This window comes from Stagnimonas sp. FW305-C-60 (genome assembly GCF_058782965.1).
This window is the reverse complement of sequence record NZ_JBYSYF010000001.1, coordinates 543,111-563,919: the sequence shown is the minus strand read 5'-3', so window position 1 is coordinate 563,919 and position 20,809 is coordinate 543,111. Positions and strand designations below refer to the sequence as shown.

General features: G+C 68.3%; 24 protein-coding genes. 21 read left to right on the top strand and 3 right to left on the bottom strand.

Features of this window, described 5'->3' with window-relative positions:
- The first annotated feature begins 3 nt into the window (after positions 1 to 3).
- Positions 4 to 1,353, top strand: coding sequence for a tRNA uridine-5-carboxymethylaminomethyl(34) synthesis GTPase MnmE (mnmE, locus tag AC3WT6_RS02650; RefSeq protein WP_492652007.1), 1,350 nt, complete (start codon positions 4 to 6; stop codon positions 1,351 to 1,353).
- Between the two features lie 278 nt (positions 1,354 to 1,631).
- The gene (locus AC3WT6_RS02645) at positions 1,632 to 2,150 is read left to right on the top strand and encodes an NUDIX domain-containing protein (RefSeq protein ID WP_492652006.1); all 519 of its coding nucleotides are present in this window, start codon (positions 1,632 to 1,634) and stop codon (positions 2,148 to 2,150) included.
- Here AC3WT6_RS02645 and AC3WT6_RS02640 read toward each other — a convergent pair.
- Positions 2,147 to 3,058, bottom strand: a complete 912-nt coding sequence (locus tag AC3WT6_RS02640; protein ID WP_492652005.1) for a LysR family transcriptional regulator — start codon at positions 3,056 to 3,058, stop codon at positions 2,147 to 2,149. The genes AC3WT6_RS02645 and AC3WT6_RS02640 overlap by 4 nt on opposite strands.
- Positions 3,059 to 3,165: 107 nt before the next feature.
- Between AC3WT6_RS02640 and aceE the strand changes: the two genes are divergently transcribed.
- Genes aceE through AC3WT6_RS02625 form a run of 3 tightly spaced genes read left to right on the top strand, consistent with a single transcriptional unit; the run spans position 3,166 to position 7,871 of the window.
- Positions 3,166 to 5,847, top strand: a complete 2,682-nt coding sequence (aceE, locus tag AC3WT6_RS02635; RefSeq protein WP_492652004.1) for a pyruvate dehydrogenase (acetyl-transferring), homodimeric type — start codon at positions 3,166 to 3,168, stop codon at positions 5,845 to 5,847.
- Between the two features lie 5 nt (positions 5,848 to 5,852).
- Positions 5,853 to 7,520 (top strand): dihydrolipoyllysine-residue acetyltransferase, encoded by a 1,668-nt coding sequence (aceF, locus tag AC3WT6_RS02630; protein ID WP_492652003.1) that lies wholly within the window; start codon positions 5,853 to 5,855, stop codon positions 7,518 to 7,520.
- 45 nt (positions 7,521 to 7,565) lie between these two features.
- On the top strand, positions 7,566 to 7,871 hold the full coding sequence (locus AC3WT6_RS02625; protein WP_492652002.1) for a hypothetical protein: 306 nt from the start codon (positions 7,566 to 7,568) through the stop codon (positions 7,869 to 7,871).
- A gap of 27 nt (positions 7,872 to 7,898) precedes the next feature.
- On the opposite strand, the gene AC3WT6_RS02620 is transcribed toward AC3WT6_RS02625, so the two are convergent.
- The gene (locus AC3WT6_RS02620; RefSeq protein ID WP_492652001.1) at positions 7,899 to 8,942 is read right to left on the bottom strand and encodes an alpha/beta hydrolase family protein; all 1,044 of its coding nucleotides are present in this window, start codon (positions 8,940 to 8,942) and stop codon (positions 7,899 to 7,901) included.
- 87 nt (positions 8,943 to 9,029) lie between these two features.
- On the opposite strand from AC3WT6_RS02620, the gene AC3WT6_RS02615 reads away from it, so the two are divergent.
- From AC3WT6_RS02615 to AC3WT6_RS02570, 10 genes are all read left to right on the top strand, one after another.
- The gene (locus AC3WT6_RS02615; protein WP_492652000.1) at positions 9,030 to 9,203 is read left to right on the top strand and encodes a hypothetical protein; all 174 of its coding nucleotides are present in this window, start codon (positions 9,030 to 9,032) and stop codon (positions 9,201 to 9,203) included.
- A gap of 22 nt (positions 9,204 to 9,225) precedes the next feature.
- A complete protein-coding gene (locus tag AC3WT6_RS02610; RefSeq protein WP_492651999.1) occupies positions 9,226 to 10,131 on the top strand; it encodes a PhzF family phenazine biosynthesis protein in 906 nt (301 codons plus the stop codon).
- Positions 10,132 to 10,141: 10 nt separating this feature from the next.
- Positions 10,142 to 11,152 carry a DUF72 domain-containing protein gene (locus tag AC3WT6_RS02605; RefSeq protein WP_492651998.1) on the top strand — a complete coding sequence of 337 codons (1,011 nt, stop codon included), beginning with the start codon at positions 10,142 to 10,144 and terminating at the stop codon, positions 11,150 to 11,152.
- 41 nt (positions 11,153 to 11,193) lie between these two features.
- Positions 11,194 to 11,448, top strand: a complete 255-nt coding sequence (locus AC3WT6_RS02600; RefSeq protein ID WP_492651997.1) for an AbrB/MazE/SpoVT family DNA-binding domain-containing protein — start codon at positions 11,194 to 11,196, stop codon at positions 11,446 to 11,448.
- Positions 11,445 to 11,798: a type II toxin-antitoxin system PemK/MazF family toxin gene (locus tag AC3WT6_RS02595; protein ID WP_492651996.1), complete on the top strand. Its 354-nt coding sequence runs from the start codon at positions 11,445 to 11,447 to the stop codon at positions 11,796 to 11,798. Before AC3WT6_RS02600 ends, AC3WT6_RS02595 begins: the two co-directional genes overlap by 4 nt.
- A gap of 14 nt (positions 11,799 to 11,812) precedes the next feature.
- Positions 11,813 to 12,190, top strand: a complete 378-nt coding sequence (locus AC3WT6_RS02590) for an MGMT family protein (RefSeq protein ID WP_492651995.1) — start codon at positions 11,813 to 11,815, stop codon at positions 12,188 to 12,190.
- Positions 12,191 to 12,267: 77 nt separating this feature from the next.
- On the top strand, positions 12,268 to 12,873 hold the full coding sequence (locus AC3WT6_RS02585; RefSeq protein ID WP_492651994.1) for a TetR/AcrR family transcriptional regulator: 606 nt from the start codon (positions 12,268 to 12,270) through the stop codon (positions 12,871 to 12,873).
- A 64-nt stretch (positions 12,874 to 12,937) separates the two neighbouring features.
- The gene (locus tag AC3WT6_RS02580) at positions 12,938 to 13,852 is read left to right on the top strand and encodes an SDR family NAD(P)-dependent oxidoreductase (RefSeq protein WP_492651993.1); all 915 of its coding nucleotides are present in this window, start codon (positions 12,938 to 12,940) and stop codon (positions 13,850 to 13,852) included.
- 59 nt (positions 13,853 to 13,911) lie between these two features.
- Positions 13,912 to 16,506 (top strand): TonB-dependent receptor, encoded by a 2,595-nt coding sequence (locus tag AC3WT6_RS02575; RefSeq protein WP_492651992.1) that lies wholly within the window; start codon positions 13,912 to 13,914, stop codon positions 16,504 to 16,506.
- Between the two features lie 2 nt (positions 16,507 to 16,508).
- Entirely contained in the window at positions 16,509 to 16,970 is a 462-nt protein-coding gene (locus AC3WT6_RS02570) for a DUF2147 domain-containing protein (protein ID WP_492651991.1), read from the top strand.
- 25 nt (positions 16,971 to 16,995) lie between these two features.
- Here the strand turns inward: AC3WT6_RS02570 and AC3WT6_RS02565 are convergent, their stop codons facing one another.
- Positions 16,996 to 17,688: a hypothetical protein gene (locus tag AC3WT6_RS02565; RefSeq protein ID WP_492651990.1), complete on the bottom strand. Its 693-nt coding sequence runs from the start codon at positions 17,686 to 17,688 to the stop codon at positions 16,996 to 16,998.
- A 49-nt stretch (positions 17,689 to 17,737) separates the two neighbouring features.
- Here AC3WT6_RS02565 and AC3WT6_RS02560 point away from each other — a divergent pair, with 49 nt between their 5' ends.
- Genes AC3WT6_RS02560 through AC3WT6_RS02535 form a run of 6 tightly spaced genes read left to right on the top strand, consistent with a single transcriptional unit; the run spans position 17,738 to position 20,693 of the window.
- Positions 17,738 to 18,229 carry a VOC family protein gene (locus AC3WT6_RS02560; protein WP_492651989.1) on the top strand — a complete coding sequence of 164 codons (492 nt, stop codon included), beginning with the start codon at positions 17,738 to 17,740 and terminating at the stop codon, positions 18,227 to 18,229.
- A gap of 10 nt (positions 18,230 to 18,239) precedes the next feature.
- On the top strand, positions 18,240 to 18,665 hold the full coding sequence (locus tag AC3WT6_RS02555) for a YciI family protein (RefSeq protein ID WP_492651988.1): 426 nt from the start codon (positions 18,240 to 18,242) through the stop codon (positions 18,663 to 18,665).
- Positions 18,666 to 18,676: 11 nt separating this feature from the next.
- Positions 18,677 to 19,174, top strand: coding sequence for a VOC family protein (locus AC3WT6_RS02550; protein WP_492651987.1), 498 nt, complete (start codon positions 18,677 to 18,679; stop codon positions 19,172 to 19,174).
- Positions 19,171 to 19,812 carry a glutathione S-transferase family protein gene (locus AC3WT6_RS02545; RefSeq protein WP_492651986.1) on the top strand — a complete coding sequence of 214 codons (642 nt, stop codon included), beginning with the start codon at positions 19,171 to 19,173 and terminating at the stop codon, positions 19,810 to 19,812. The genes AC3WT6_RS02550 and AC3WT6_RS02545 overlap by 4 nt, the downstream gene beginning before the upstream one ends.
- A 27-nt stretch (positions 19,813 to 19,839) precedes the next feature.
- Positions 19,840 to 20,250 carry a VOC family protein gene (locus tag AC3WT6_RS02540; protein WP_492651985.1) on the top strand — a complete coding sequence of 137 codons (411 nt, stop codon included), beginning with the start codon at positions 19,840 to 19,842 and terminating at the stop codon, positions 20,248 to 20,250.
- A complete protein-coding gene (locus AC3WT6_RS02535; protein WP_492651984.1) occupies positions 20,238 to 20,693 on the top strand; it encodes a YciI family protein in 456 nt (151 codons plus the stop codon). Before AC3WT6_RS02540 ends, AC3WT6_RS02535 begins: the two co-directional genes overlap by 13 nt.
- The last annotated feature ends 116 nt before the right edge of the window (positions 20,694 to 20,809 follow it).

Sequence of the window (20,809 nt, the reverse complement as noted above, 5' to 3'; positions counted from 1 at the left end):
GGTGTGGCGGGCATGACCGACACCATCGCCGCCATCGCCACCGCGGCCGGTCGTGGTGCGGTCGGCATCGTCCGGCTGTCGGGGCCACGGGCGTTCGCCATCGCCGGCCAGATCGCCGGCGAGCTGCCTGCGCCGCGTCAGGCTGGCTTACGCCCGCTGCGCGATGCCCAGGGCGAGGTGCTCGATCAAGGCCTGGTGTTCTGCTTCCCTGGCCCGCATTCCTTCACCGGCGAGGACGTGGTGGAGTTGCAGGGCCACGGCGGACCGGTGGTGCTCACCGAGTTGCTGCAGGCCGCGGTGACGGCCGGCGCCCGCATCGCCCAGCCGGGCGAGTTTTCTGAACGCGCCTATCTCAACGGCCGGCTGGATCTGGCGCAGGCGGAGGCCATCGCCGACCTGATCGACGCCGCTTCCGGCCAGGCGGTGCGCGCGGCGCAGAAAACCTTGGAAGGCGCGTTTTCGCGGCGCGTCCACAGCCTGGTCGCGCAACTCACCGACCTGCGGGTGTTCGTCGAAGGCGCGCTGGATTTCTCCGACGAAGACATCGACTGGCTTGCCGATGTCCGCCTGCTGGACCGCCTGCGGACGGCCGAGGCGCTGCTACAGAAAACCCGCCAGCAGGCCGGCCAGGGACAGCGCCTGCGCGAAGGCATGACGGTCGCCATCGTCGGTCAGCCCAATGTCGGCAAGTCGACCTTGCTGAATGCGCTGGCCGGCTACGAGGCCGCCATCGTCTCCGAGCAGGCCGGCACCACCCGCGATCTCTTGCGCGAGCACCTGCTGCTGGACGGCCTGCCGCTGACCATCGTCGATACCGCCGGCCTACGCGACACCGAGGACGCCATTGAGCGCGAGGGCATCCGCCGTGCCTGGCAGGCGTTGGAGAAAGCCGAGCTGGCGCTGTTCCTGGTCGATGATCGCGAGGGGGTGACCGCCGCGGATCGCGCCCTGCTCGCCCGCCTGCCGGCGATGCCGCGGCTGCTGTTGCGCAACAAGTGCGATCTCGCCGGCCATCCGCCCGCACTCTCCTCCGGCGCCGAAGGCCAGGAGCTGCGCCTCTCGGCGAAGGCTGGTCTGGGGCTGGATCTGCTGGTGCAGACGCTCAAGGCCCAGGCCGGCTTGTCCGAGGTCGGCGAGGGGGTGTTTCTCGCCCGCGCCCGCCATCTGCGCGCCCTCGACCAGGCTGCGGCACATCTGGCTCAGGCGCGGCAACGGCTGACCGAGCGTGCCCAGGTCGAACTCGCCGCCGAGGAGTTGCGGCTGGCGCAGGTGGCGTTGGGGCAGATCACCGGTGCGCAGAGCAGTGACGCCTTGCTGGGCGAGATCTTCCGCCGCTTCTGCATCGGCAAGTAATTTCGACGAACACCGTCCGGACCCACCGGTCTTGGCACCGCCTTTGCGCTCCAGTCGCAGGCAGTCGCAGACGCGCTATTGCCAGGCAATGATCCAAAAGGGAGGCCGCATGGGTATTCTCGACGAGGGATGGGGTGGCATGCGCCGCCGCTACCGTTGGGCGCTGATCTGCTATTTGCTGGGCTTCTTCGGCACGCTGCTGGTCTACCGCCTGTTCTAGCGGCGGCTAGGAGTAGACCCGGCTGACAAGCGCCCGGTACCTCGCTAGCCTGTGGTGCATGAAGCCCTATGCCTATTGCCCGCAGTGCGCCACGCCCCTGATTGAAGCCGAACACGGCGGCCGCCTGCGCCGCGCCTGTCCCGACACGAGTTGCGGCTTCATCCACTGGGACAATCCGGTGCCGGTGGTGGCGGCGGTGGTCGAGCACGAGGGCAAGATCATCCTCGCCCGCAATGTCGCCTGGCCGGCGAGCTTCTATGCGCTGATCACCGGCTTTCTGGAGCGTGAGGAATCGCCCGAGATCGGCGTCCAGCGCGAGGTCGAGGAAGAGCTAGGGCTGCAGCCGCAGGGCGCGAACTACATCGGCGTCTACGAGTTCGCCCGCAACAACCAGCTGATCGTCGCCTACCACGTACCCGCCACCGGCACCGTGAAGCTCAACGAGGAGCTGGCGGACTGGAAGCACGTTGCCTTCGAGGACATCCAGTACTGGCCCGCCGGCACCGGCTACGCTGTGCGCGACTGGCTGCGCGGCAAGGGCTATGACCCGCAGCCGATGGCCTGGCCCAAGCGCTAGCGCAGGCCTTCCGCGGCCTGCTGTCCCAGCTGTCGCGCCAGCTTGCGCAGGTTGAGGATCTGCGGCGAATCCTGATCGCCCTGCCGGTAGATCAGGCTGAGCCGGGCCTTTGGCGTTTCGCCACGGATGTCGCGGTAGGTGACGCCCTCGATGTGCATCTGCTGCATCGAGGCCGGCACGATGGAGACCCCCAGGCCGGAGGCCACCAGATTGACGATGGAGGTGACCTGCGAGGCCTCCTGCACCACCCGTGGCCGGAAGCCGGCGCTGTGGCAGGCCTGGATGATCTCGTCGTGCAGGCCGGCGCCGACTGCGCGCGAGAACAGCACGAAAGGCTCCAGCGACAAGGCCAGCAGTTCCAGGCTCTTGCGCCGTGCCAGCGGATGGCCCGAGGGCAGCGCCACCACCAGCGGCTCGTCCAGCACCGGCTCGGTGCATAGGCCCTCGGCGGAATCCAGCAGCGGCCGCACAAAGGCGACGTCCACCGTCTCGTTGCGCACCGCCGCCGCCAGACCCGGCGTGGTGCGCTCCTCCAGCGACAGCGCCACCTCCGGATAGCGGCGCCGGAACTCGCGGATCACTCGCGGAACCAGGGGATGAAAGGGCGCGGAGTTGATCATGCCGACGCGGATACGCCCCTGCTCGCCACGGGCGACCCGCCGCGCCCGCTCGGTGGCCTGCTGGGCTTCGCGCAGGATGCGTTGGGCGTCGTCGAACAGGGCATGGCCGGCCGGAGTCAGTGCGACTCCGCGCGGCAGGCGCACAAACAGCGCGGTGCCGATCTCGCGCTCCAGTTGCTGAATCTGCTGCGACAGCGGCGGCTGGCCTATGCCCAGCACTCGCGCGGCGCGCGTGAAATGCTGCTGCTCGGCCACCGCCACGAAGTAACGCAGATGCCGCAGTTCCATGTGCGATATGAAATAAAGATGGCAACCACCTACTTCATATATTGGACGTATGTTCCGGCGCCGGTCTACATTGAAACCCAAAATTTGCGGGTGAGGAGAACCAGGTAATGGCGCAGGATCAGGCAGTGAACAACGCGGCGGGCGACAGCGACCCGCTGGAAACCCAGGAATGGCTCGACGCGCTGGCCTCGGTGCTGCAGCGCGAAGGTCCGCAGCGTGCGCACTTCCTGCTGGAAACGCTGACCGAGAAGGCGCGCCGCAGCGGCGCCCAGATCCCGTTCTCGGCGAACACCGCCTACGTCAACACCATTCCGCCGCACCTGGAGGCGCGCTCGCCCGGCGATCACGCGCTGGAATGGAAGATCCGCTCGATCATCCGCTGGAACGCACTGGCGATGGTGGTCAACAGCAATCGCGAGCACGCCGGCATCGGCGGCCACATCGCCACCTTCCAGTCGGCGGCGACGCTCTACGACGTCGGCTTCAATCACTTCTGGAAAGGTGCGGATCATCCCCAGGGTCAGGACCTCATCTACGTGCAGGGCCATTGCACGCCGGGCCTCTACGCGCGCGCCTTCCTCGAAGGCCGGCTGGACGAGGAGCAGCTGCACCGCTTCCGCATGGAGGCGCTGTCGCCGGGCCTGTCCAGCTATCCGCATCCCTGGCTGATGCCGCACTTCTGGCAGTTCGCCACCGTCTCGATGGGCTTAGGCCCGATCCAGGCGATCTACCAGGCGCGGCTGATGAAGTACCTGCACAACCGCGGCCTCGCCAACACCGAGGGCCGCAAGGTCTGGTGCTTCTGCGGCGACGGCGAGATGGACGAGCCGGAGTCGCTGGGCGCGCTCGACATCGCCGCGCGCGAGAAGCTCGACAACCTGGTGTTCGTGGTCAACTGCAACCTGCAACGCCTCGACGGCCCGGTGCGCGGCAACGGCAAGATCATCCAGGAGCTGGAAGGCGCTTTCCGCGGTGCCGGCTGGAACGTCATCAAGCTGATCTGGGGCGGCGCCTGGGACGCGCTGATCGCGCAGGACAGCTCCGGCAAGCTGTTGCAGGCCTTCAACGAGACCGTGGACGGCGAGTACCAGAACTACAAGGCCAAGGGCGGCGCCTACACCCGCGAGCACTTCTTCAAGAAGTATCCGGAGCTGGAAAAGATGGTGGCGACCTGGAGCGACGAGCAGATCGGCGCGCTCAACCGCGGTGGCCACGATCCGCACAAGGTCTACGCCGCCTACGCCGCCGCCAGCGCGCACACGGGCACGCCAACAGTGATTCTCGCCAAGACCGTCAAGGGTTATGGCATGGGCGAGGCCGGCGAGGGCCAGAACATCACCCACTCGCAGAAGAAGGTTGGCGAAGAGGCGCTGCGGCAGTTCCGCGACCGCTTCCAGTTGCCGCTCACCGACGAGCAGGTGGCGACCACGCCGTTCTACCGGCCGCCACCGGATTCGCCGGAAGTGAAGTATCTGCAGGAGCGCCGCGCCGCCCTCGGCGGGCCGCTGCCGGCGCGCAAGGTGGTGGAGGAGACGCTGGAGATTCCGGCGCTGCAAACCTTCGACAAGCTGCTGCAAGGCTCGGGCGAGCGCGAGATCAGCACCACCATGGCCTTCGTGCAGCTGTTGCAGACGCTCTGCCGTGATCCCAAGGTTGGCAAGCGGGTGGTGCCGATCGTGCCGGACGAGGCGCGCACCTTCGGCATGGAGGGCATGTTCCGGTCCTTGGGCATCTACTCGGTGGTCGGCCAGAAGTACGACCCGGAAGACGCCGAGCAGCTCGCCTTCTACAAGGAAGACATCAAGGGTCAGATCCTGGAAGAAGGCATCACCGAAGCCGGCTCGATGTCGAGCTGGATCGCCGCCGGCACCAGCTACGCCAACCACGGCGTGGCGCTGATGCCGTTCTACATCTTCTATTCGATGTTCGGCTTCCAGCGCGTCGCCGATCTCGCCTGGGCGGCGGGCGACATGCGCACCCGCGGCTTCCTGATGGGCGCCACCGCCGGCCGCACCACGCTCAATGGCGAGGGCCTGCAGCACGAGGACGGCCACAGCCACATCTACGCCGGTCTGGTCCCCAACTGCCGCAGCTACGACCCGGCCTACGCCTACGAGCTGACGGTGCTGATCCAGCACGGCATGCGCGAGATGTATGTCGAGCACAAGGATGTCTACTACTACCTCTCGGTCTACAACGAGAACTACGCGCAGCCGGCGATGCCGGTCGGTGCCGAGAGCGGCATCGTGCGCGGCATGTACCTGCTCAAGCCGGCCGAGGGGGTTCCCAGCGGCCCGCATGTGCAGCTGCTCGGTAGCGGTGCCTTGCTGCGCGAGGTGCTGGCGGCTTCCGAGCTGCTCAAGGCCGACTGGGGTGTTTCCAGCGATGTTTGGAGCGTGCCCAGCTTCACCGAGCTGGCGCGCGACGCGCAGGACTGCGAGCGCTGGAACCTCTTGCACCCTGAGCAGGCACCGCGCACGCCCTATGTCACCGAATGCCTGCGCGGCATGACCGGGCCGGCCATCGCCTCCAGTGACTGGGTTCGCGCCTGGCCGGAACAGGTGCGCGCCTACATCCCCATGCCCTATCACGTGCTCGGCGCCGACGGCTTCGGCCGCAGCGACAACCGCCCGGCGCTGCGCGACTTCTTCGAGATCGACCGCCGCTGGGTGACGGTGAAGGCGCTCAAGGCGCTGGCGGAGCAGGGCGCGATCCCGGCCGAGCGGGTCAGCCAGGCGATCAAGATCTACGGCATCAAGCCGGAGCGCGTCGCTCCGTGGAAGGCCTGAACGCCATGAGCAAGCTCCAGGATGTGAAAGTCCCCGATCTCGGCGGCAGCAGCGATGTGCCGGTGATCGAAGTGCTGGTGAAGGATGGCGATGCCATCGAGAAAGATGCCGTGCTGCTGGTGCTGGAATCCGACAAGGCGACCATGGAAGTGCCGGCGCCGGCAGCGGGCATCGTTCGCGGTCTGGTGGTGAAGGTTGGCGACAAGCTTTCCCAAGGCAGCCTGATCTGTCAGCTGGAGGTGGAAGGCGCCGCCGCGCCGGCTGCTGCACCGCCCGCCACCAGTCCGGCTCCGACGGCCGAGCCGAAGCCAGCAGCGCCTGCGCCAGTCGCTGTCGTGCAGACGCCCCCACCCCAACCCTCCCCCGCAAGCGGGGGAGGGAGTACGGGGACGCGTCGAGTGACGGTGCCCGACCTCGGCAGCTTCAAGGATGTGCCGGTGATCGAGGTGCTGGTGGCCGACGGCGCCAGCGTCGAAAAGGACGCGGCGCTGCTGGTGCTTGAGTCCGACAAGTCGACGATGGAAGTGCCGGCGCCCGCCGCCGGCACCGTGCGCGGTCTGAAGCTGAAGGCCGGCGACAAGCTAAATGTCGGCGACTTCATCTGCGAGCTGGAAACCGTCGGCGCGGCGTCTTCGGCAACGCCAGTGCCAGCGCCGGTATCGCCGGCGCCAACCAGCGCGCCGGCGGCGGACGCCCAGCCCGTCGTTTCACAGCCATCGCCACCATCGCCGCCACCGGCTCCCGTGACGGCCATTACCGGTGGCGACGCCGCCCACGCCGGCCCCGCGACGCGCAAGTTCGCGCGCGAACTCGGAGTCGACCTCAGCCAGGTGAAAGGCAGCGGCGCCAAGGGCCGCGTCACCATCGAGGACGTGCAGGCGCATGTGAAGGCGCGCATGTCGGCAGCGCCAGCCGCAACGGCCGCCGCCGTCTCTGGTGGCAGCGGCATCCCGCCGATACCGGCACAGGACTTCAGCCAGTTCGGTCCCATCGAGCGCAAGGAGCTGGCGCGCATCCGCAAGCTCAGCGCCGCCCATCTCTCGCGGAGCTGGCTCAACATCCCGCACGTCACCCAGTTCGACGAAGCCGACATCACCGAGCTGGAGGCCTTCCGCAAGACTGCCAGCGAAGACACCGGCGTGAAGCTCACCCTGCTGCCCTTCCTGATGAAGGCGGTGGCGACGGCGATGAAGGCCTACCCGGAGTTCAACAGCTCGCTGGCACCCGAAGGCGACGCGCTGATCCTCAAGCAGTACTGCCACATCGGCTTCGCCGCCGACACCCCCAATGGCCTGGTGGTGCCGGTGGTGCGCGATGTCTGGAGCAAGGGCATCGTCCAGCTTGCGCAGGACTGCGCCGACCTCGCCAAGAAGGCGCGCGACGGCAAGCTCAAGCCGGAGGAAATGCGCGGCGGCTGCTTCAGCATTTCCAGCCTCGGCGGTCTCGGCGTCAGCGGCGGCTTCACGCCCATCGTCAACGCGCCGGAAGTCGCCATCCTCGGCGTCAGCAAGGCGAGCATGAAGCCGGTGTGGGACGGCAAGGCCTTCCAGCCGCGGCTGATGCTGCCCTTGTCGCTGAGCTACGACCACCGGGTGATCGACGGCGCCTATGCCGCGCGCTACACCGTGGCGCTGGTGAAGCTGATCGGCGATCTGCGGCGGCTGGCACTTTGAGCCGCCGCCCCGGTCCCATTGCGGTAAACCTCACGGAGCCTGCCCATGCCGCGCATCCTGCTATCTGCCCTGGCGCTGCTCGCGCTCTCCGCCTGCAGCGCCACCGGTGCGCCTGCGCAAACGGCTCCGGCCGTGACTGAGGCGCCGGTGGCCGGCTACGTGACCGATCTGGCGGCCTTCGAGGCTTACCTCGCCGGCAAGCCGACGCCGGCGCAGTTCAAGACGCATTACCCGGACGTCACCCTGGTGCTGCCGGGACAGATCGCCACCAAGGAATTCCGCATGAACCACTCGCGCTACTTCGCCGAGCTGGATGCGGAAGGCCGCATCGTCGGCGGCAAGTTCCAGTAGTCGCGGCTTGCCGCGACCCGCGCCGGTTCAGGGCAGCGGGTGGTCACGCAGGAAGTTGAGCATGCGGTCGGTATAACCCAGCGGCCAGCGCAGATGGTTGGCGGTGCCGACCGGGTTGGCCAGCAGGATGTTGGCCTGGTCCGACGGAGCCACGCAGAGGGCGTCGCAGCCCTGCACTTCCTGCAACAGATTGCCGACGCGGATGCTCTCCACCGGAGCCGCCAGGCCGCGCGAGCGCAGGTCGTTCAGCAAGGCCTCCGAGGAATCGCAGATACCGATGATGTCGCACTGATTGCCCACGTGCAGCAGAGCCATCTTGTTGTTGCCGAAGGCGGACTGGGGGCAGGGGTCGGTGGAGTCGCCAAAAGGATTCGGCGAGGAGTACACCGCCGCCGCCGCGATGCCGGGCGTATTGAGGCCATACAGCTCGGCCATCGCCGAGCCATTGCTCCAGCCGGAGAGATACACGCGCTTGCGGTCGACGATGCCGCGTTCCTTCACCGCCGCGATGAAGTGGTCGATGGTGGCGACGTCGACGTTCAGCGTCGGGCTACCGCGGTCGAGATTGCGGTACCAGTTGTCCCAGCCCAGGCCGGTGTCGTCGGGAAAGGGGTAGTAGTGCTCGGTGTCGCGGCCGGCGACCAGCAGCAACGAGAAACCGGGCCGCGCCGGATCGCCGCTCAAGTCGGCGCTGGTCTGGCGCGGCAGCAGGTCGGTGATCAGCAGGGTGTCCATCGGGAACAGCGAGGGATGCAGGAACACCAGCAGGGGCAGCGGCTTGTCCGCCGCCGCGCCCGGGCCGGCAACCAGGCAGCCGGCGCGGGCGGTGCCGTCGGCATCGGTCCAGGCCAGGCTTTCACCGTAGATCGTGGTGCACAGCGAGGCCAGGGCCAGCACGCCGTCCAAGGAATTGGTCTGCGGCCGCGGCGTGTTGCCGTAGCGGCTGTCGCACTTGGCGCCGGCCACCGGCGTCGGCGCGGGTGGCGTGGCGGCGCCGGGCGTGCCGGGTTCGCTGCCGGCGCAGGCACTCAACAGCAGGGCGGCGCACAGCCACGGGCTCCAGGTTTTCATCGGCGGTCTCCTCCGCATGCGCCGGTCTTCGCTACGAGACCGGTCTGCGGCGGATAATACGGGTCCGCGCTACGCAGGATGCAAATCATGTCCGACTCGAAAAAGACCAATCCCGCCGCCGCTGCCCTGAAGGCGGCGCTGGCCAACAAAAAGGCCGCCGGCCCCGGTGGCAAGCTAGTGTTGCGCGCCGACAAGGGCGAGGGTGCCCGCGCGCAGAAGGACGCCGAGCGTCTGGCCGGCAAGTCCCGCAAGGTCCACTGATCCCAGCAACAGGAGATTGCCGGTGAGCACACTGGCCTTTCACACCCTCGACGTCTTCACCGAGCGCGCCTACACCGGCAACCCGCTGGCGGTGGTGCTCGACGCCGATGGCCTCAAGGACTGGCAGATGCAGCGCATCGCCAGCGAGTTCAATTTGAGCGAGACGGTGTTCGTCTGCAAGCCGCGCACGCCGGGTGCGCTGGCCACCGCGCGCATTTTCACGCCGGCGCGCGAACTGCCGTTCGCCGGTCACCCCACGGTCGGCAGCGCCTGCCTGCTCGCCGATCTCGGCCTCGTCCCCGCCGGGGCGTCGCGCCTGGTGCTGGACGAGGGCGTAGGCCCGGTGGCGGTGGAGCTGCGCCACGAGGCCGGTCAGCCCTGGTTTGCCCAGCTCACCGCCGCCGTCGCGCCGGAGACCCGGCCCTGGGACGGCGACTTCGCCGAGATCGCCGCCGTGCTCGGGCTGGCGCCGGAGGCCCTGGGCAGCGAGGCGGAAGTCCCGCGCCAGGCGAGCTGCGGCAATCCCTTCCTGATCGTGCCGGTGAAACAGCCCGAGCTGCTGGCGGCGATCAGTTTCGATGCCCAGCGCGCCCGCGCCTTGCTGGCCGGTGGTTGGGCGCACGCGATCTACGTCTATGCCCGCGGTTATGAGGACGGCGAGTTGCGTGCCCGCATGTTCGCGCCCGATCTCGGCGTCGCCGAAGACCCGGCCACCGGTTCGGCCGCCGTCGCACTCGCCGGCGCGCTGGCGCTGGAAGCCGCGCAGCCCGAGGCCGACCTGCGCTGGACCATCCATCAGGGTGTGGAGATGGGCCGCCCCAGCCAGCTCTATGCCGAAGCCAGCAAGCGCGGCGGCAAGGTGGCGGCGGTGCGCGTTGGTGGCTACGCCGTGCGCATCACCGAGGGGCGCATCCAGGTTCCGGTCTGAGCGGTGGCCGATGGACCTGTTCGGTGACGAGGGGCCCGCGCCGCCAAAGCCGCCGAAGCGCGCCGCGGAACCGAAGCCGCCGCGCACCAAGGGCATCCAGCCCGCCGAGCCGAATTCCGAGCTGATCGCCCTCGCCGAACGTTTGCGTGCGAGCTACGGCGAGCGGCTGCGGCTCGGCACCTCGTCCTGGTACTTCCCCGGCTGGGCCGGTTTCGTCTGGTCGTCGTCGGCGCGCGAGGCCAGCGAGCAGAAGGTTTCCCGAGAGGGCCTGCGCGCCTACGCCCAGCACCCGCTGTTGCAGAGCGTCAGCCTGGACCGCGCCTACTACACGCCGATGACCGCCAGCGACTACGCGCGCTACGCGAACCAGGTCGGGCCGGGCTTTCGCTTCACCAGCAAGTGCTGGCGCGGCATCACCGACCCGGTGATCGAAGGCACGCCCAACCCGCTGTTCATGGACGGCGACTACGCCCGCGAGCAGATCCTCCAGCCCTTTCTTGATGGCGCCGGCGCCAAGGCCGGTGTACAGGTGCTGCAGTTCTCGCCCGGGCTGCCACGTCGCGCGCGACTCACGCCGCGAACTTTCGCGGAACGGCTCGATGCCTTTCTCGCCGCCTTCGCCAGCCCGATCCCGGTGGTGGTCGAGTTGCGCGATGCCGAGCTGCTCACGCCCGACTACTTCGCTGCTTTGCAGCGGCACGGCGCCGAACACTGCATCAACGTGCATCCCAAGAGCGGCGTGTCGGTGATCGAACAGGCCAAGCTCATCGGCCGCCGGCCTGAGCCACTGGTGATCCGCTGGATGCTGCACGCCGGTTTCGCCTACGAAGAAGCGCGCGAGCGCTACGCGCCCTTCGATCAGCTGGTGGATGAAGACCCGGAGACCCGCCGCGCCATCGCTAGGCTGGCGCGCCGCGCATTGGACGGCGGCGGCAGCGTCTACATCATCGCCAACAACAAGGCCGAGGGCAGCGCGCCCTTGACGCTGTTCAAGCTGGCGGCGGAGATTGTCAGCGGCTAGGGCAAAAGTGCTACATTTGTCGCACTTGTTAGGAGCGCTCCATGTCTCAAGCCTCGCTGCGTAGGGCCGGTGGCTCGGTAATGGTCACCGTGCCGCCTGCCTACTTGAAACACACCGGCCTTTCGGCTGGTCAGACTGTCAGTCTGGAAATGAAGGGAGATACCCTCACCATCCGCCCGTCGGCGAAGAAGCGGGTCACGCTGGCCGAAATCCTGCGCGGCACGCCCAAGAAGGCTGCGCGGCAGCGCGCCGAAGGCTGGGACGAAATGCCTGCCACCGGCCGAGAGGCGGCGTGACCCCTGATCTTGGTGACATCCTGCACTTAGCGTTCGACCCCGCCAGTGGACGCGAGATGAAGGGCAACCACTACTGTCTGGTGGTAACGCCCAAGGCCTTCAACCAGCACTTCGGGCTGGCCTGGACGCTGCCGATCACCACCGGCGCGCAAAACGCCGCACGCGGGCTGACAGCCGTGACCCTGATGGGCACCGGCCTCAAGGTTAGTGGCAGCGTGCTATGCCACCAGATCAAGGCACTCGACTGGTCCGCGAGGCGGGCCAGCAAGACTGATCGCCTGAAGGGACCGGTGCTGGATGAGATCCTCGATATCTGTACCGGCATCCTCGACCCGGCGCGCAGGGCCTGAGCGGCGCTATCGCTATGAGATCGAAAGCGCCGAAGCCGAAACCGCTCAGTGCCTTCAACTACCAGACGGCACGCAAGCAGATCCTCGACACCATCCGCCGCATTCCCATGGGCAAGGTGGCGAGCTATGGCCAGGTCGCCTACGTCGCCGGCTGGCCCGGCCGCGCGCGGCTGGTGGCGCGGGTGCTGGGCGATGTCGAAGTAGCCGACGGCGTCATCCCCTGGCAGCGGGTGATCAACGCCCAGGGGAAGATCGCCATCCCCAAGGACTCGCCTGGCCATCGCACGCAAATCCGCCTGCTCAAGGCCGAGGGCGTGGTCTTTCTCAACGGCAAGGTCAGCTTCGCGCACCACGGCTGGCAGCCCGCCGACCCAAGCCCGCTGCTTGATTGAGCCGCTCGCAGCAATTCCACCCGCCGCGCTTGCGGGTTAATGTGCCGCCCTCGTATCTCCGCCCAGCAGCAGCGACGATGGCCAATGCAAAACCCGCGGTGCCGCGGTCGCGCGGTCGCGCGGTCGAACAGGCGATCCTGAAAGCCACCTTGCAGATCCTCACCGAGGGCGGCTACTCGGCGCTCACCATAGATCGCGTCGCCGCCACGGCGCGCGCCAGCAAGACCACGATCTATCGCCGCTGGGCCACCAAGGAGCATCTGGTGCTGGCGGTGTTCGCGGAGCTGCCCATCGCCGAACCGGTGGCGGGGCCGAGCCTGGAAGCGGACCTGATCACCCTGTTCGGGCAGTTCACCAAGATCATGGAGAACTCGCCGCTGCGCGGCGTGCTGCCCAATCTCACCGCCGAGTGCATCAACAACCCGGAACTATCCGCGGCCTTGATCCAGGTGAACGAGCGCCGCCGGGTGCCGATCCGCCAGGTGCTCAGGCACGCCATCGATCGTGGCGAGCTGCCTGCCGATGCCGACATCGAACTCGCCATCGACGTGATCCAGGGAGCGATCTCGATCCGCCTGTATTTCCTGCTCGACCGGCTCAGCGAGGAATGGATACAGGGGCTGGTTCAGCTGCTGCTGCAGGGCATCGGCCGCGGCCACCGTCGCCGCAAACCGGCCCGCTGATCGGGGCCGGGCTCGTCCTTTTGGGCGATGTTGATGTGTACGATACGTATCGTATTGTCCGGGGATGGGCAAAAAACATGTGGTCATCACCGGTGCGGCCAGCGGTCTCGGCCTGGGCTGCGCACGGCAATTCCGGCGTCTGGGCTACGACGTCACCATCGCCGACCTTGATCTGGACGGCGCGCACCGGGCGCTGCAGCAACTGCAGCTGCTGGGTCCTGGTGCGGCGCGGCTAAGTGCCGCGCCCATCGATCTCGCCGACCCGGCCAGCATCGCCGCCTGCGCCGACCGCCTGTTGCAGGCGGGGCGCCCCATCGACGTCCTGGTCAACAACGCCGGTATCTACTCGCCGTCGCAGCGCCGGCTCACCGCCGAAGGTCAGGAACTGACCTTCGCCATCGCCCACCTGGGCCACTTCCGGCTCACCAAGGCGCTGTGGCCGCTATTGTGGCAGGCCCAGGCGGCCCGAGTGGTCTCGGTGTCCAGCATGGTGCAGCGCCAGGCGCAGATCGACCTCGACGATCTGACGCTGGAGCAGAACTACCAGCCGATACTCGCCTATCGCCAGGCCAAGCTGGCCTGCCTGCTGTTCGCCCAGGAGTTGCAGCGGCGCCTGAGCCAGATCGGCAGCCCCATCCAGAGCTACGCCGCCCACCCCGGCGTGTGCCGCACCGGCATCGGCCGGCACCGGCCGCGCACGCCCGGCGACAGCGCCTGGCAGGGCTTCACCTCCAAGACCATGGACTGGGGGCTGCGCTATGTCGGGCAGACCCCGGAGAACGGCGCCGCCTCGATCATCGCCGCCGCGACCACCAGCGACTTCGAGCCCGGCAGCCTGATCGGCCCGCGCTGGCTGCTGGAGAGCTTCGGCGCGCCGGCGCGCAGCCGGCTGGGACCGGCCGCGCGCGACGCCCAACTGGCGGCGCAGCTCTGGGCCCGCACGGAACAACTCACGGGAGCGCCCTGGACGCCCACCTAGATCCAAAGGCAGTGCCCTAGCGTCATCTGGACCAGCAGTACATAACGAGGAGAGAGAGGATGAAGCGAAGCAGGTGCTGGGGCGCAGCCGCCCTCGTGTTCCATTGCGCGTCGGTGATGGCCGACGACAACCAGTCGCCGCCAGCCACCGAGGCCGAGACGGGAGCGACCATCGAAGCGGCGCCGGTCGCCAGCATCCCGGTCGCCGCCATCGAGGTCGCAGCCACGCCGGCTCCCGCCGAAACCGTGCGCCGGCCCGACCCAGGCGCGGCGGTGCTGGAAGAGGTGGTGGTCACCGCGCAGCGGCGCGAGGCCTCGGTGCAGGACACGCCGATCTCGATGGAGGCCTTCAGCAGCGACAAGCTCGCGCAACGCGGCATCGCCAGCGTCGAAGACCTCAGCGGCAATGTCCCCAGCATGGTCATCGAGCCGCATCCGCTGTCGAGCACCACGCTGCGCATCAGCATCCGCGGCGTCGGCGTCACCGACGCGCAGGTGACGCAAGACCCGGCCGTGGGCATCTATCTGGACGGCGTCTACCTCGCCCGCTCCGCCGGCCTGGCGCTGGACCTCGCCGACCTCGAACGCATCGAAGTGCTGCGCGGCCCGCAGGGCACGCTCTACGGCCGCAACACCACCGGCGGCGCGGTGAATCTGGTGACCCGGCGGCCGTCGGTGAGCGGCTTCTCGATGCAGCAGCAGATTTCGGTTGGCTCGCGCGACCAGCTCACCGCCAAGACCTCGTTCAACCTGCCGATCACCGACACGCTGGCGGTCAAGCTCGCCGCGCTCGGCAGTCGCCAGGGCGGCTTCATGGAAAACACCGGGCCGGGCGGCGACTTCGGCGACCGCGAGGAAAAGGCCTACCGCCTCGACGCGCGCTGGAACGCCAGCGAGCGGCTGACCGTGGACTATGCCTACGACTACAGCGACCTCGGCTATTACAACTACATGTTCCAGTCGATCATCCCCTCCAACACGCCACACGGGATGGCCGACCTGTTCAAGCCCTACGCGCAGTCCGAGTCGGTGTATGCGACGCAGCGCCTTTCCAGCCTGGCCTCGGGCGCGCCCTATGAGCAGTCGTCCTCAGAGATTCAGGGCCATGCGCTGGTGCTGACCGCGCCGCTGATGCCGGATCTGGAGGCCAAGTACATCGGCGCCTACCGCAAGCTCATCGACAACCAGTACGCCGACCTCGGTGGTGGCGGTGGCTCCACCGGCTATCGCGTCGATACCCATGCCTACGATGGTCCGGCCGGCCTGATGGCGGGTGGCGGAGAGCCGACGCCGCTGGTGATCCCGCAGGTCTATCAGGAGCAATGGAGCCACGAGCTGCAACTGAGCGGGCGCGCCTTCGAGCGGGTCGAATACATCCTTGGCGCCTACCACTTCAGCGAAAAAGGCGGCGAGTACGGCGGCCCCACGCACCACATCTTCAACACCAAGCTCGACCCCTCCCAGTTCAATACCTTGCTCGACGCCATCCCGGGTCTGCGCGACCAGTTGCGCGATCTGGTGCTCCCGGGGCTGGCGGCGTTCTGGGACTACGACATCGCCATCGACAACTCCGCCACCGCGCTGTTCGGCCAGTTCACCTGGACGCCGCCGGTGCTCGACGACCGGCTGCGCGCCACGCTGGGGCTGCGTCAGTCCTGGGACCAGCGCAGCGCGCGCAAGAACTTCATCCAGACTCAGTACATCGAGGGCCAGATCGCCGGCATCGGGCTGACCGCGGTCAATATCCCCGGTGCGCTGTTTGGCGGCGTCGATGATTTCGTCGATGTCCATGCCTCGCGCGAAGACAGCAACTTCTCGCCCTCCTTCAACCTCCAGTTCGATATCACGCCGGCCGCCACCACCTACGCCTCGTATGCCACCGCCTACAAGAGCGGCGGCTTCAACACCCGCGATCCGCAGGTCTCGGCCGCCTCGGGCGCAGCCTCGGACGGCATCAACTACGGCTTCGGCTTTGTCGAAGGCTTCAAGCCGGAGACGGTCCGCTCGCTGGAGCTCGGCATCAAGAGCAACTGGATGAAGCGGCGCCTGCGCCTCAACGGCGCGGTGTTCGACAGCCGCTACCGCGACATGCAGACCAACTTCATGATCGCCGGCACCATCTCCGATACCAAGGCCCGCAACGCCGGCAAGGCGAGCATGCGTGGCGTGGAGCTGGAAGCGGCCTTTGTGGCGCTGCGCAACCTGATCCTCTCGGTGCAGTACGCCTACCTCGACGCCCGTGTCGAGGAAGTCATCGACATCAACGGCAACAACGTCGCCAACCTCTACCCCTTCATCGCCGCGCCACCGCATTCCTATGTCGCGACCATCGACTGGACGATGCTGCGCGGCGGCTGGGGCAAGCTGCGCGGCTATCTCAACTACCAGTACATCGGCGACCGCCAGGGCTTTGTCATCACCGAGGACAAGCGCGGCCTGACCGCCATCGAGGGCTACGGCCTGCTCAATGCGCGACTCAGCCTCGCCGAGCTGCGGCTCGGCGCGCGCGGCAAGCTGGATATCGCGGTCTCCGCCAAGAACATCCTCGACGAGGAATACCCGGCGGCGGCGATCGACAACCTGCCGCACGCCGACCGCGCCGTGGTCTGGGGCGAGCCGCGCGCCTACGGCCTGGACCTGGTCTATCGGTACTAGGCATGCGCCCGCTACGCGCCTTCACCCTGCTGCTGCTGGGTCTGCTCGCCAACGCCAGCGGAGCCGCTCCGGCGCCGGGCGGGGCGGAGGCGGTGCTCGGCCGCTGGATCGCCTACGAGGCCAGCAACAGCACCACTTCCGTCGTCGAGCTGTATCTCGAACAGGGCCTACTCGCGGGCCGGGTGCTGGAAGTGCTCGACGCCCACGGCCAGCGGATCGCGCCTCTCTGCGACCGCTGCGCGCCGCCACTCGCGGGCCGGCCGATCATCGGCCTGCGCTTCCTCTGGGGCCTGCGGTTCAGTGACGGAGGCTGGGTGGGCGGACGGGTGCTCGATCTGCGTCCGGGTCTGAGCCAGGGCGCGGAGGCGAATGCCGACCTCAGCCTGCTCGACGGCGAACTGGTGCTCAGGGCCTATGTCGGCCTGCCGCTGTTGGGGCAGTCGCGCGTCTGGCGGCGACCCTAGCCGGCATATCGGGGCGCGGACGCGGTCATCCGCCCTCGCCGGCGGCGGGGTCTTCGCGCAACGCGGTGACGGTGGCGAACCGCTGGTGGTGCATGAACTCGCGCAGGATCAGCAGCGCGGCGGCGAACTCGGCACTTTCGGGCAGACCTTCGTGCGCCGCCGGGCGCCCCTCGATCACCGCCGAGAGCCGCTGGAACAAGGCTTCCATGGCATCGAGGCTCAGCACCATGCGCCTGCCGCGCGGTACGCCGGCGAGTTCGGCGACGCGCGGTGTCCAGGCGTCCGCGGAGTACAGCCGGGAACCGACAGATAGGGCCGGGAGGCGCATGACCTCATCCTCGACAGCGGCGATGGCGGTTTCCATCTCCAGCGCGCTGGGCAGCGCGGCCCGGAAGAATGCGCGCGCGGTTCTCCCGGCTCCCAGCGGCAGGCGCCACTCATGGGCCGGTTCGGCGCCGCTGCCGGCGATGATCGTGCTGTCTTCGGCGCCGAGGTGCAGCAGCGTCACCGAGCCCTCGTTGTCCGCCAGGGCGATCTGGTAAAGCGTTCGCGGGGAGCTGTCCAAGGGATCTCCTGATCCATTGCCAAGCGGCGACGGCCGCTGGGCTGAGGCCTCGCGGTCAGCATAAATCTCTTCTGCTTCAGCGGCTTGGTCTTGCCGTCGGGGTTTGGCGCGCGGCGTCTGTCGATTTTTAGCCTGGCCGTTCGACGTGTTCATGAAGGCGCGGAATCGGTTCCGCGCCGCGCACGACAGGAGACCGCCCCCCATGAGCCGCAGCCGCCCCACCGTCCCGCCGATCCCGCCGCAGTACCCGGGCGCTACGCCCTACCTCACCGTCCGTGGCGCCGACCGCGCCATCGAGTTCTACAAGGCCGCCTTCGGTGCCACCGAGGTCGCGTGCCTCGCGCCCGGCGGCCGGGTGATGCACGCCGAGCTGCGCGTCGGCGCTGCGCCGTTCATGCTCACCGAGGAGATGCCGGAATATGGCGCCGTCAGCCCGCAGACTCTGGGCGGCTCGGCCAGCTCGGCGGTGATCTTCGTGGAAGACGTCGACGCCTTCTTCGCGCGCGCCCTCGCCGCCGGCTGCACCCAGGTGATGCCGGTCGCCGACCAGTTCTGGGGCGACCGCATGGGCTGCCTCAAGGATCCGTTCGGCCATAGCTGGATGTTCTCGACCCACATCGAGGACGTGTCGCCGGAAGACCTGCCCGCCCGCGCCGCCGCGGCGATGGCCGGCGCTCCGCAGCCCTGCAACTAGGAGTACGGCCATGCGCGTGATGGTGTTGGTGAAGGCGAGCCCGGCTTCGGAAGCCGGCGTGATGCCGACCGAGGCGATGCTGGCGGCCATGGGCCAGTTCAACGAAGCGCTGGTGAATGCCGGCGTACTGCTGGCCGGCGAGGGCCTGCACCCGAGCTCGCGCGGCCACCGCGTGGTCTTTGAGGGCAGCCGCTCGCGAGTCGTCGACGGGCCGTTCGCGGAGACCAAGGAACTGGTCGCCGGCTTCTGGCTCTGGCAGGTGCGCTCGATGGACGAGGCGCTGGAATGGGCGGCCCGTTGCCCCAACCCGGAAGGCGAACACTTCGAGCTGGAGCTGCGCCGCGTGTTCGAGGCCGAAGATTTCGGCGCCGAGTTCACACCGGAACTGCGTGCCCAGGAAGACGCCCTGCGCGCCCGCCTCGACAACCCGCGCTGAGGAGCAAGCACATGGATTTCGCCAGCAAGATCAGCCCCTGTCTCTGGTTCGACACCCAGGGCGAGGAGGCCGCGTGCTACTACGTCGGCCTGTTCCCGAACTCGCGCATCGTCGACATCGGCCGCTACACCGAGGACGGCCACGAGGTGCACGGCCAGCGCGCCGGCTCCGTGATGACCGTCGCTTTCGAGCTGGCTGGCCAGGGCTTTCTCGCGCTCAACGGCGGCCCGCAATTCAAGTTCAGCGAGGCGGTCTCGCTGATCGTCTATTGCGAAAATCAGGCCGAGGTCGACCACTACTGGAACGCACTCGCCGAAGGCGGCGGCGGAAAGTCGCAGGCCTGCGGCTGGCTCAAGGACCGCTACGGTCTGTCCTGGCAGATCACGCCGAAATCGGTGGTCGAATGGCTCGCCGGCCCCGACAAGGACAAGGCCAGCAAGGCCATGCGCGCGGTGATGCAGATGGTGAAGATCGACATCGCGGCCGTCGAGCGCGCGGTGGCGGCATGAACGACACGCTGGTTGTCACCACCTTCGACTGGGTGCCGGAAACACCGCGCGGCTACGTGCGTGACCTGCGCGTGCGCTGGGCGCTGGAGGAAGCCGGCCTGCCCTATCGCGTCGAAAGCACACCCTTCCGCGAGCGCGCGGCCGCGCACTACGCGCACCAGCCGTTCGGGCAGGTGCCGTGGCTGGTCGACGGTGGGCGTTCGATCTTCGAGAGCGGGGCCATCCTGCTGCACCTCGGCCAGCGCAGCGCCGCGCTGTTGCCGACCGAGGCCGGTCCGCGCAGCGAGGCGACGACCTGGCTGTTCGCGGCGCTGAACTCGATGGAGCCGGCCATCCTGCCGATGACCGTGCTCGAGTTCGCGGGCTTCACCCCGGACATGCCGGTGACCCAGCCATTCGAGGCCTTCCTCAAGGCGCGCCTCGGGCATCTGGAGCCGGTGCTGGCCGGTCGCGAGTGGCTGGCCGGGAGCTTTTCGGTTGCCGACATCGCCATGGCCGATGCGCTGCGTCTGGTGGACGGATCCGAGCGGCTGGCGGCGTTCCCGGCCTGCCGCGCCTACGTCGGCCGCGCCACCGCCCGCCCGGCTTTCATCAAGGCCCACGCCGACCAGCTCGCGCACTTCGCCGCCGCCGACTGAACGGAACCCCGCAACCGGAGAACCGCTGTGCCCAGAACTATCACCATCAGCCTGCCCGTGACCGATCTGAGAGTTGCCAGGGCGTTCTACACGGCACTCGGTTTCGTCAGCGAGCCAAGGTTCAGCGATGACAGCGCCGCGCTCATGGTCTGGAGCGAGACCATCAGCCTCATGCTCCTGCCTCACGAAACCTGGCGAAAGCTGACCAGCCGGCCCATCCCGCCGAACACCTCGAGCGAGGTCGGTCTCGCGCTCTCCTGCGAGTCCCGCGAGCAGGTCGACGCGATGAACCAGGCGGCCGCCGCACACGGGGGAACCGCCGACATCAATCCCGTCGAGGACTACGACTTCATGTACGGCCGCGACTTCACCGACCCCGACGGCCATGTCTGGGGTGCGAAGTGGATGGATCTCACGGCCCCACCATGCGCTACCTGATTCTTCGTCGGGCCGACGCGCGCACCGAGGCCGGCTTCGCGCCGACACCGGAGTTCCTCGCGGCGATGGGTCGCTACCGCGCCGCGCTGGAGCGCGCCGGCGTCTATGTCTACGGCGACGGCCTGCACGCCAGCAGCCGCGGCGCCGCCCGCCTGCGCATCGACAACGGCGAGTGGACCGTGGTGGATGGCCCCTTCGCGGAAACCAAGGAGCTGATCGCCGGCTTTTTGATCGTCGAGTGCGACTCGCTGGCCAAGGCCATCCGCTGGGCCAAGGCCTGCCCCTCGATGGCGGGCGACGGTGTTGCCGAAATGGAGGTGCGGCAGATCATCTCCGCCGCCGACCTTCCGGCGGAACTCGCGCCCTATCTCGCCAACCTGCCCTGGAACAGCGTCGCCGACGCGGCGATGGCGGCCCGCGAGCCCGAGCATGTCCGCGCCTGAAGCGCTCCCTCCCTCGTGTACGGGGGAGGGTCGGGGTGGGGGCGCCGCCGAAGGTCGCGCGCGCGGCGGGCAGTGGCGGTCGCCTAACGCCCCCATCCCAGCCTTCCCCCGCCCGC

What these genes read in the sequence shown, in the direction of transcription:
- AC3WT6_RS02555 (WP_492651988.1), top strand. Translation starts at nt 18,240, where the DNA reads ATGCGCGTGATGGTGTTGGTGAAGGCGAGCCCGGCTTCGGAAGCCGGC.
- AC3WT6_RS02535 (WP_492651984.1), top strand. Translation starts at nt 20,238, where the DNA reads ATGCGCTACCTGATTCTTCGTCGGGCCGACGCGCGCACCGAGGCCGGC.
- AC3WT6_RS02545 (WP_492651986.1), top strand. Translation starts at nt 19,171, where the DNA reads ATGAACGACACGCTGGTTGTCACCACCTTCGACTGGGTGCCGGAAACA.
- AC3WT6_RS02645 (WP_492652006.1), top strand. Translation starts at nt 1,632, where the DNA reads ATGAAGCCCTATGCCTATTGCCCGCAGTGCGCCACGCCCCTGATTGAA.
- AC3WT6_RS02575 (WP_492651992.1), top strand. Translation starts at nt 13,912, where the DNA reads ATGAAGCGAAGCAGGTGCTGGGGCGCAGCCGCCCTCGTGTTCCATTGC.
- AC3WT6_RS02615 (WP_492652000.1), top strand. Translation starts at nt 9,030, where the DNA reads ATGTCCGACTCGAAAAAGACCAATCCCGCCGCCGCTGCCCTGAAGGCG.
- AC3WT6_RS02600 (WP_492651997.1), top strand. Translation starts at nt 11,194, where the DNA reads ATGTCTCAAGCCTCGCTGCGTAGGGCCGGTGGCTCGGTAATGGTCACC.
- aceF (WP_492652003.1), top strand. Translation starts at nt 5,853, where the DNA reads ATGAGCAAGCTCCAGGATGTGAAAGTCCCCGATCTCGGCGGCAGCAGC.
- AC3WT6_RS02580 (WP_492651993.1), top strand. Translation starts at nt 12,938, where the DNA reads ATGGGCAAAAAACATGTGGTCATCACCGGTGCGGCCAGCGGTCTCGGC.
- AC3WT6_RS02605 (WP_492651998.1), top strand. Translation starts at nt 10,142, where the DNA reads ATGGACCTGTTCGGTGACGAGGGGCCCGCGCCGCCAAAGCCGCCGAAG.
- AC3WT6_RS02640 (WP_492652005.1), bottom strand. Translation starts at nt 3,058, where the DNA reads ATGGAACTGCGGCATCTGCGTTACTTCGTGGCGGTGGCCGAGCAGCAG.
- AC3WT6_RS02625 (WP_492652002.1), top strand. Translation starts at nt 7,566, where the DNA reads ATGCCGCGCATCCTGCTATCTGCCCTGGCGCTGCTCGCGCTCTCCGCC.
- AC3WT6_RS02590 (WP_492651995.1), top strand. Translation starts at nt 11,813, where the DNA reads ATGAGATCGAAAGCGCCGAAGCCGAAACCGCTCAGTGCCTTCAACTAC.
- AC3WT6_RS02585 (WP_492651994.1), top strand. Translation starts at nt 12,268, where the DNA reads ATGGCCAATGCAAAACCCGCGGTGCCGCGGTCGCGCGGTCGCGCGGTC.
- AC3WT6_RS02570 (WP_492651991.1), top strand. Translation starts at nt 16,509, where the DNA reads ATGCGCCCGCTACGCGCCTTCACCCTGCTGCTGCTGGGTCTGCTCGCC.
- aceE (WP_492652004.1), top strand. Translation starts at nt 3,166, where the DNA reads ATGGCGCAGGATCAGGCAGTGAACAACGCGGCGGGCGACAGCGACCCG.
- AC3WT6_RS02620 (WP_492652001.1), bottom strand. Translation starts at nt 8,942, where the DNA reads ATGAAAACCTGGAGCCCGTGGCTGTGCGCCGCCCTGCTGTTGAGTGCC.
- AC3WT6_RS02565 (WP_492651990.1), bottom strand. Translation starts at nt 17,688, where the DNA reads ATGAACACGTCGAACGGCCAGGCTAAAAATCGACAGACGCCGCGCGCC.
- AC3WT6_RS02550 (WP_492651987.1), top strand. Translation starts at nt 18,677, where the DNA reads ATGGATTTCGCCAGCAAGATCAGCCCCTGTCTCTGGTTCGACACCCAG.
- AC3WT6_RS02560 (WP_492651989.1), top strand. Translation starts at nt 17,738, where the DNA reads ATGAGCCGCAGCCGCCCCACCGTCCCGCCGATCCCGCCGCAGTACCCG.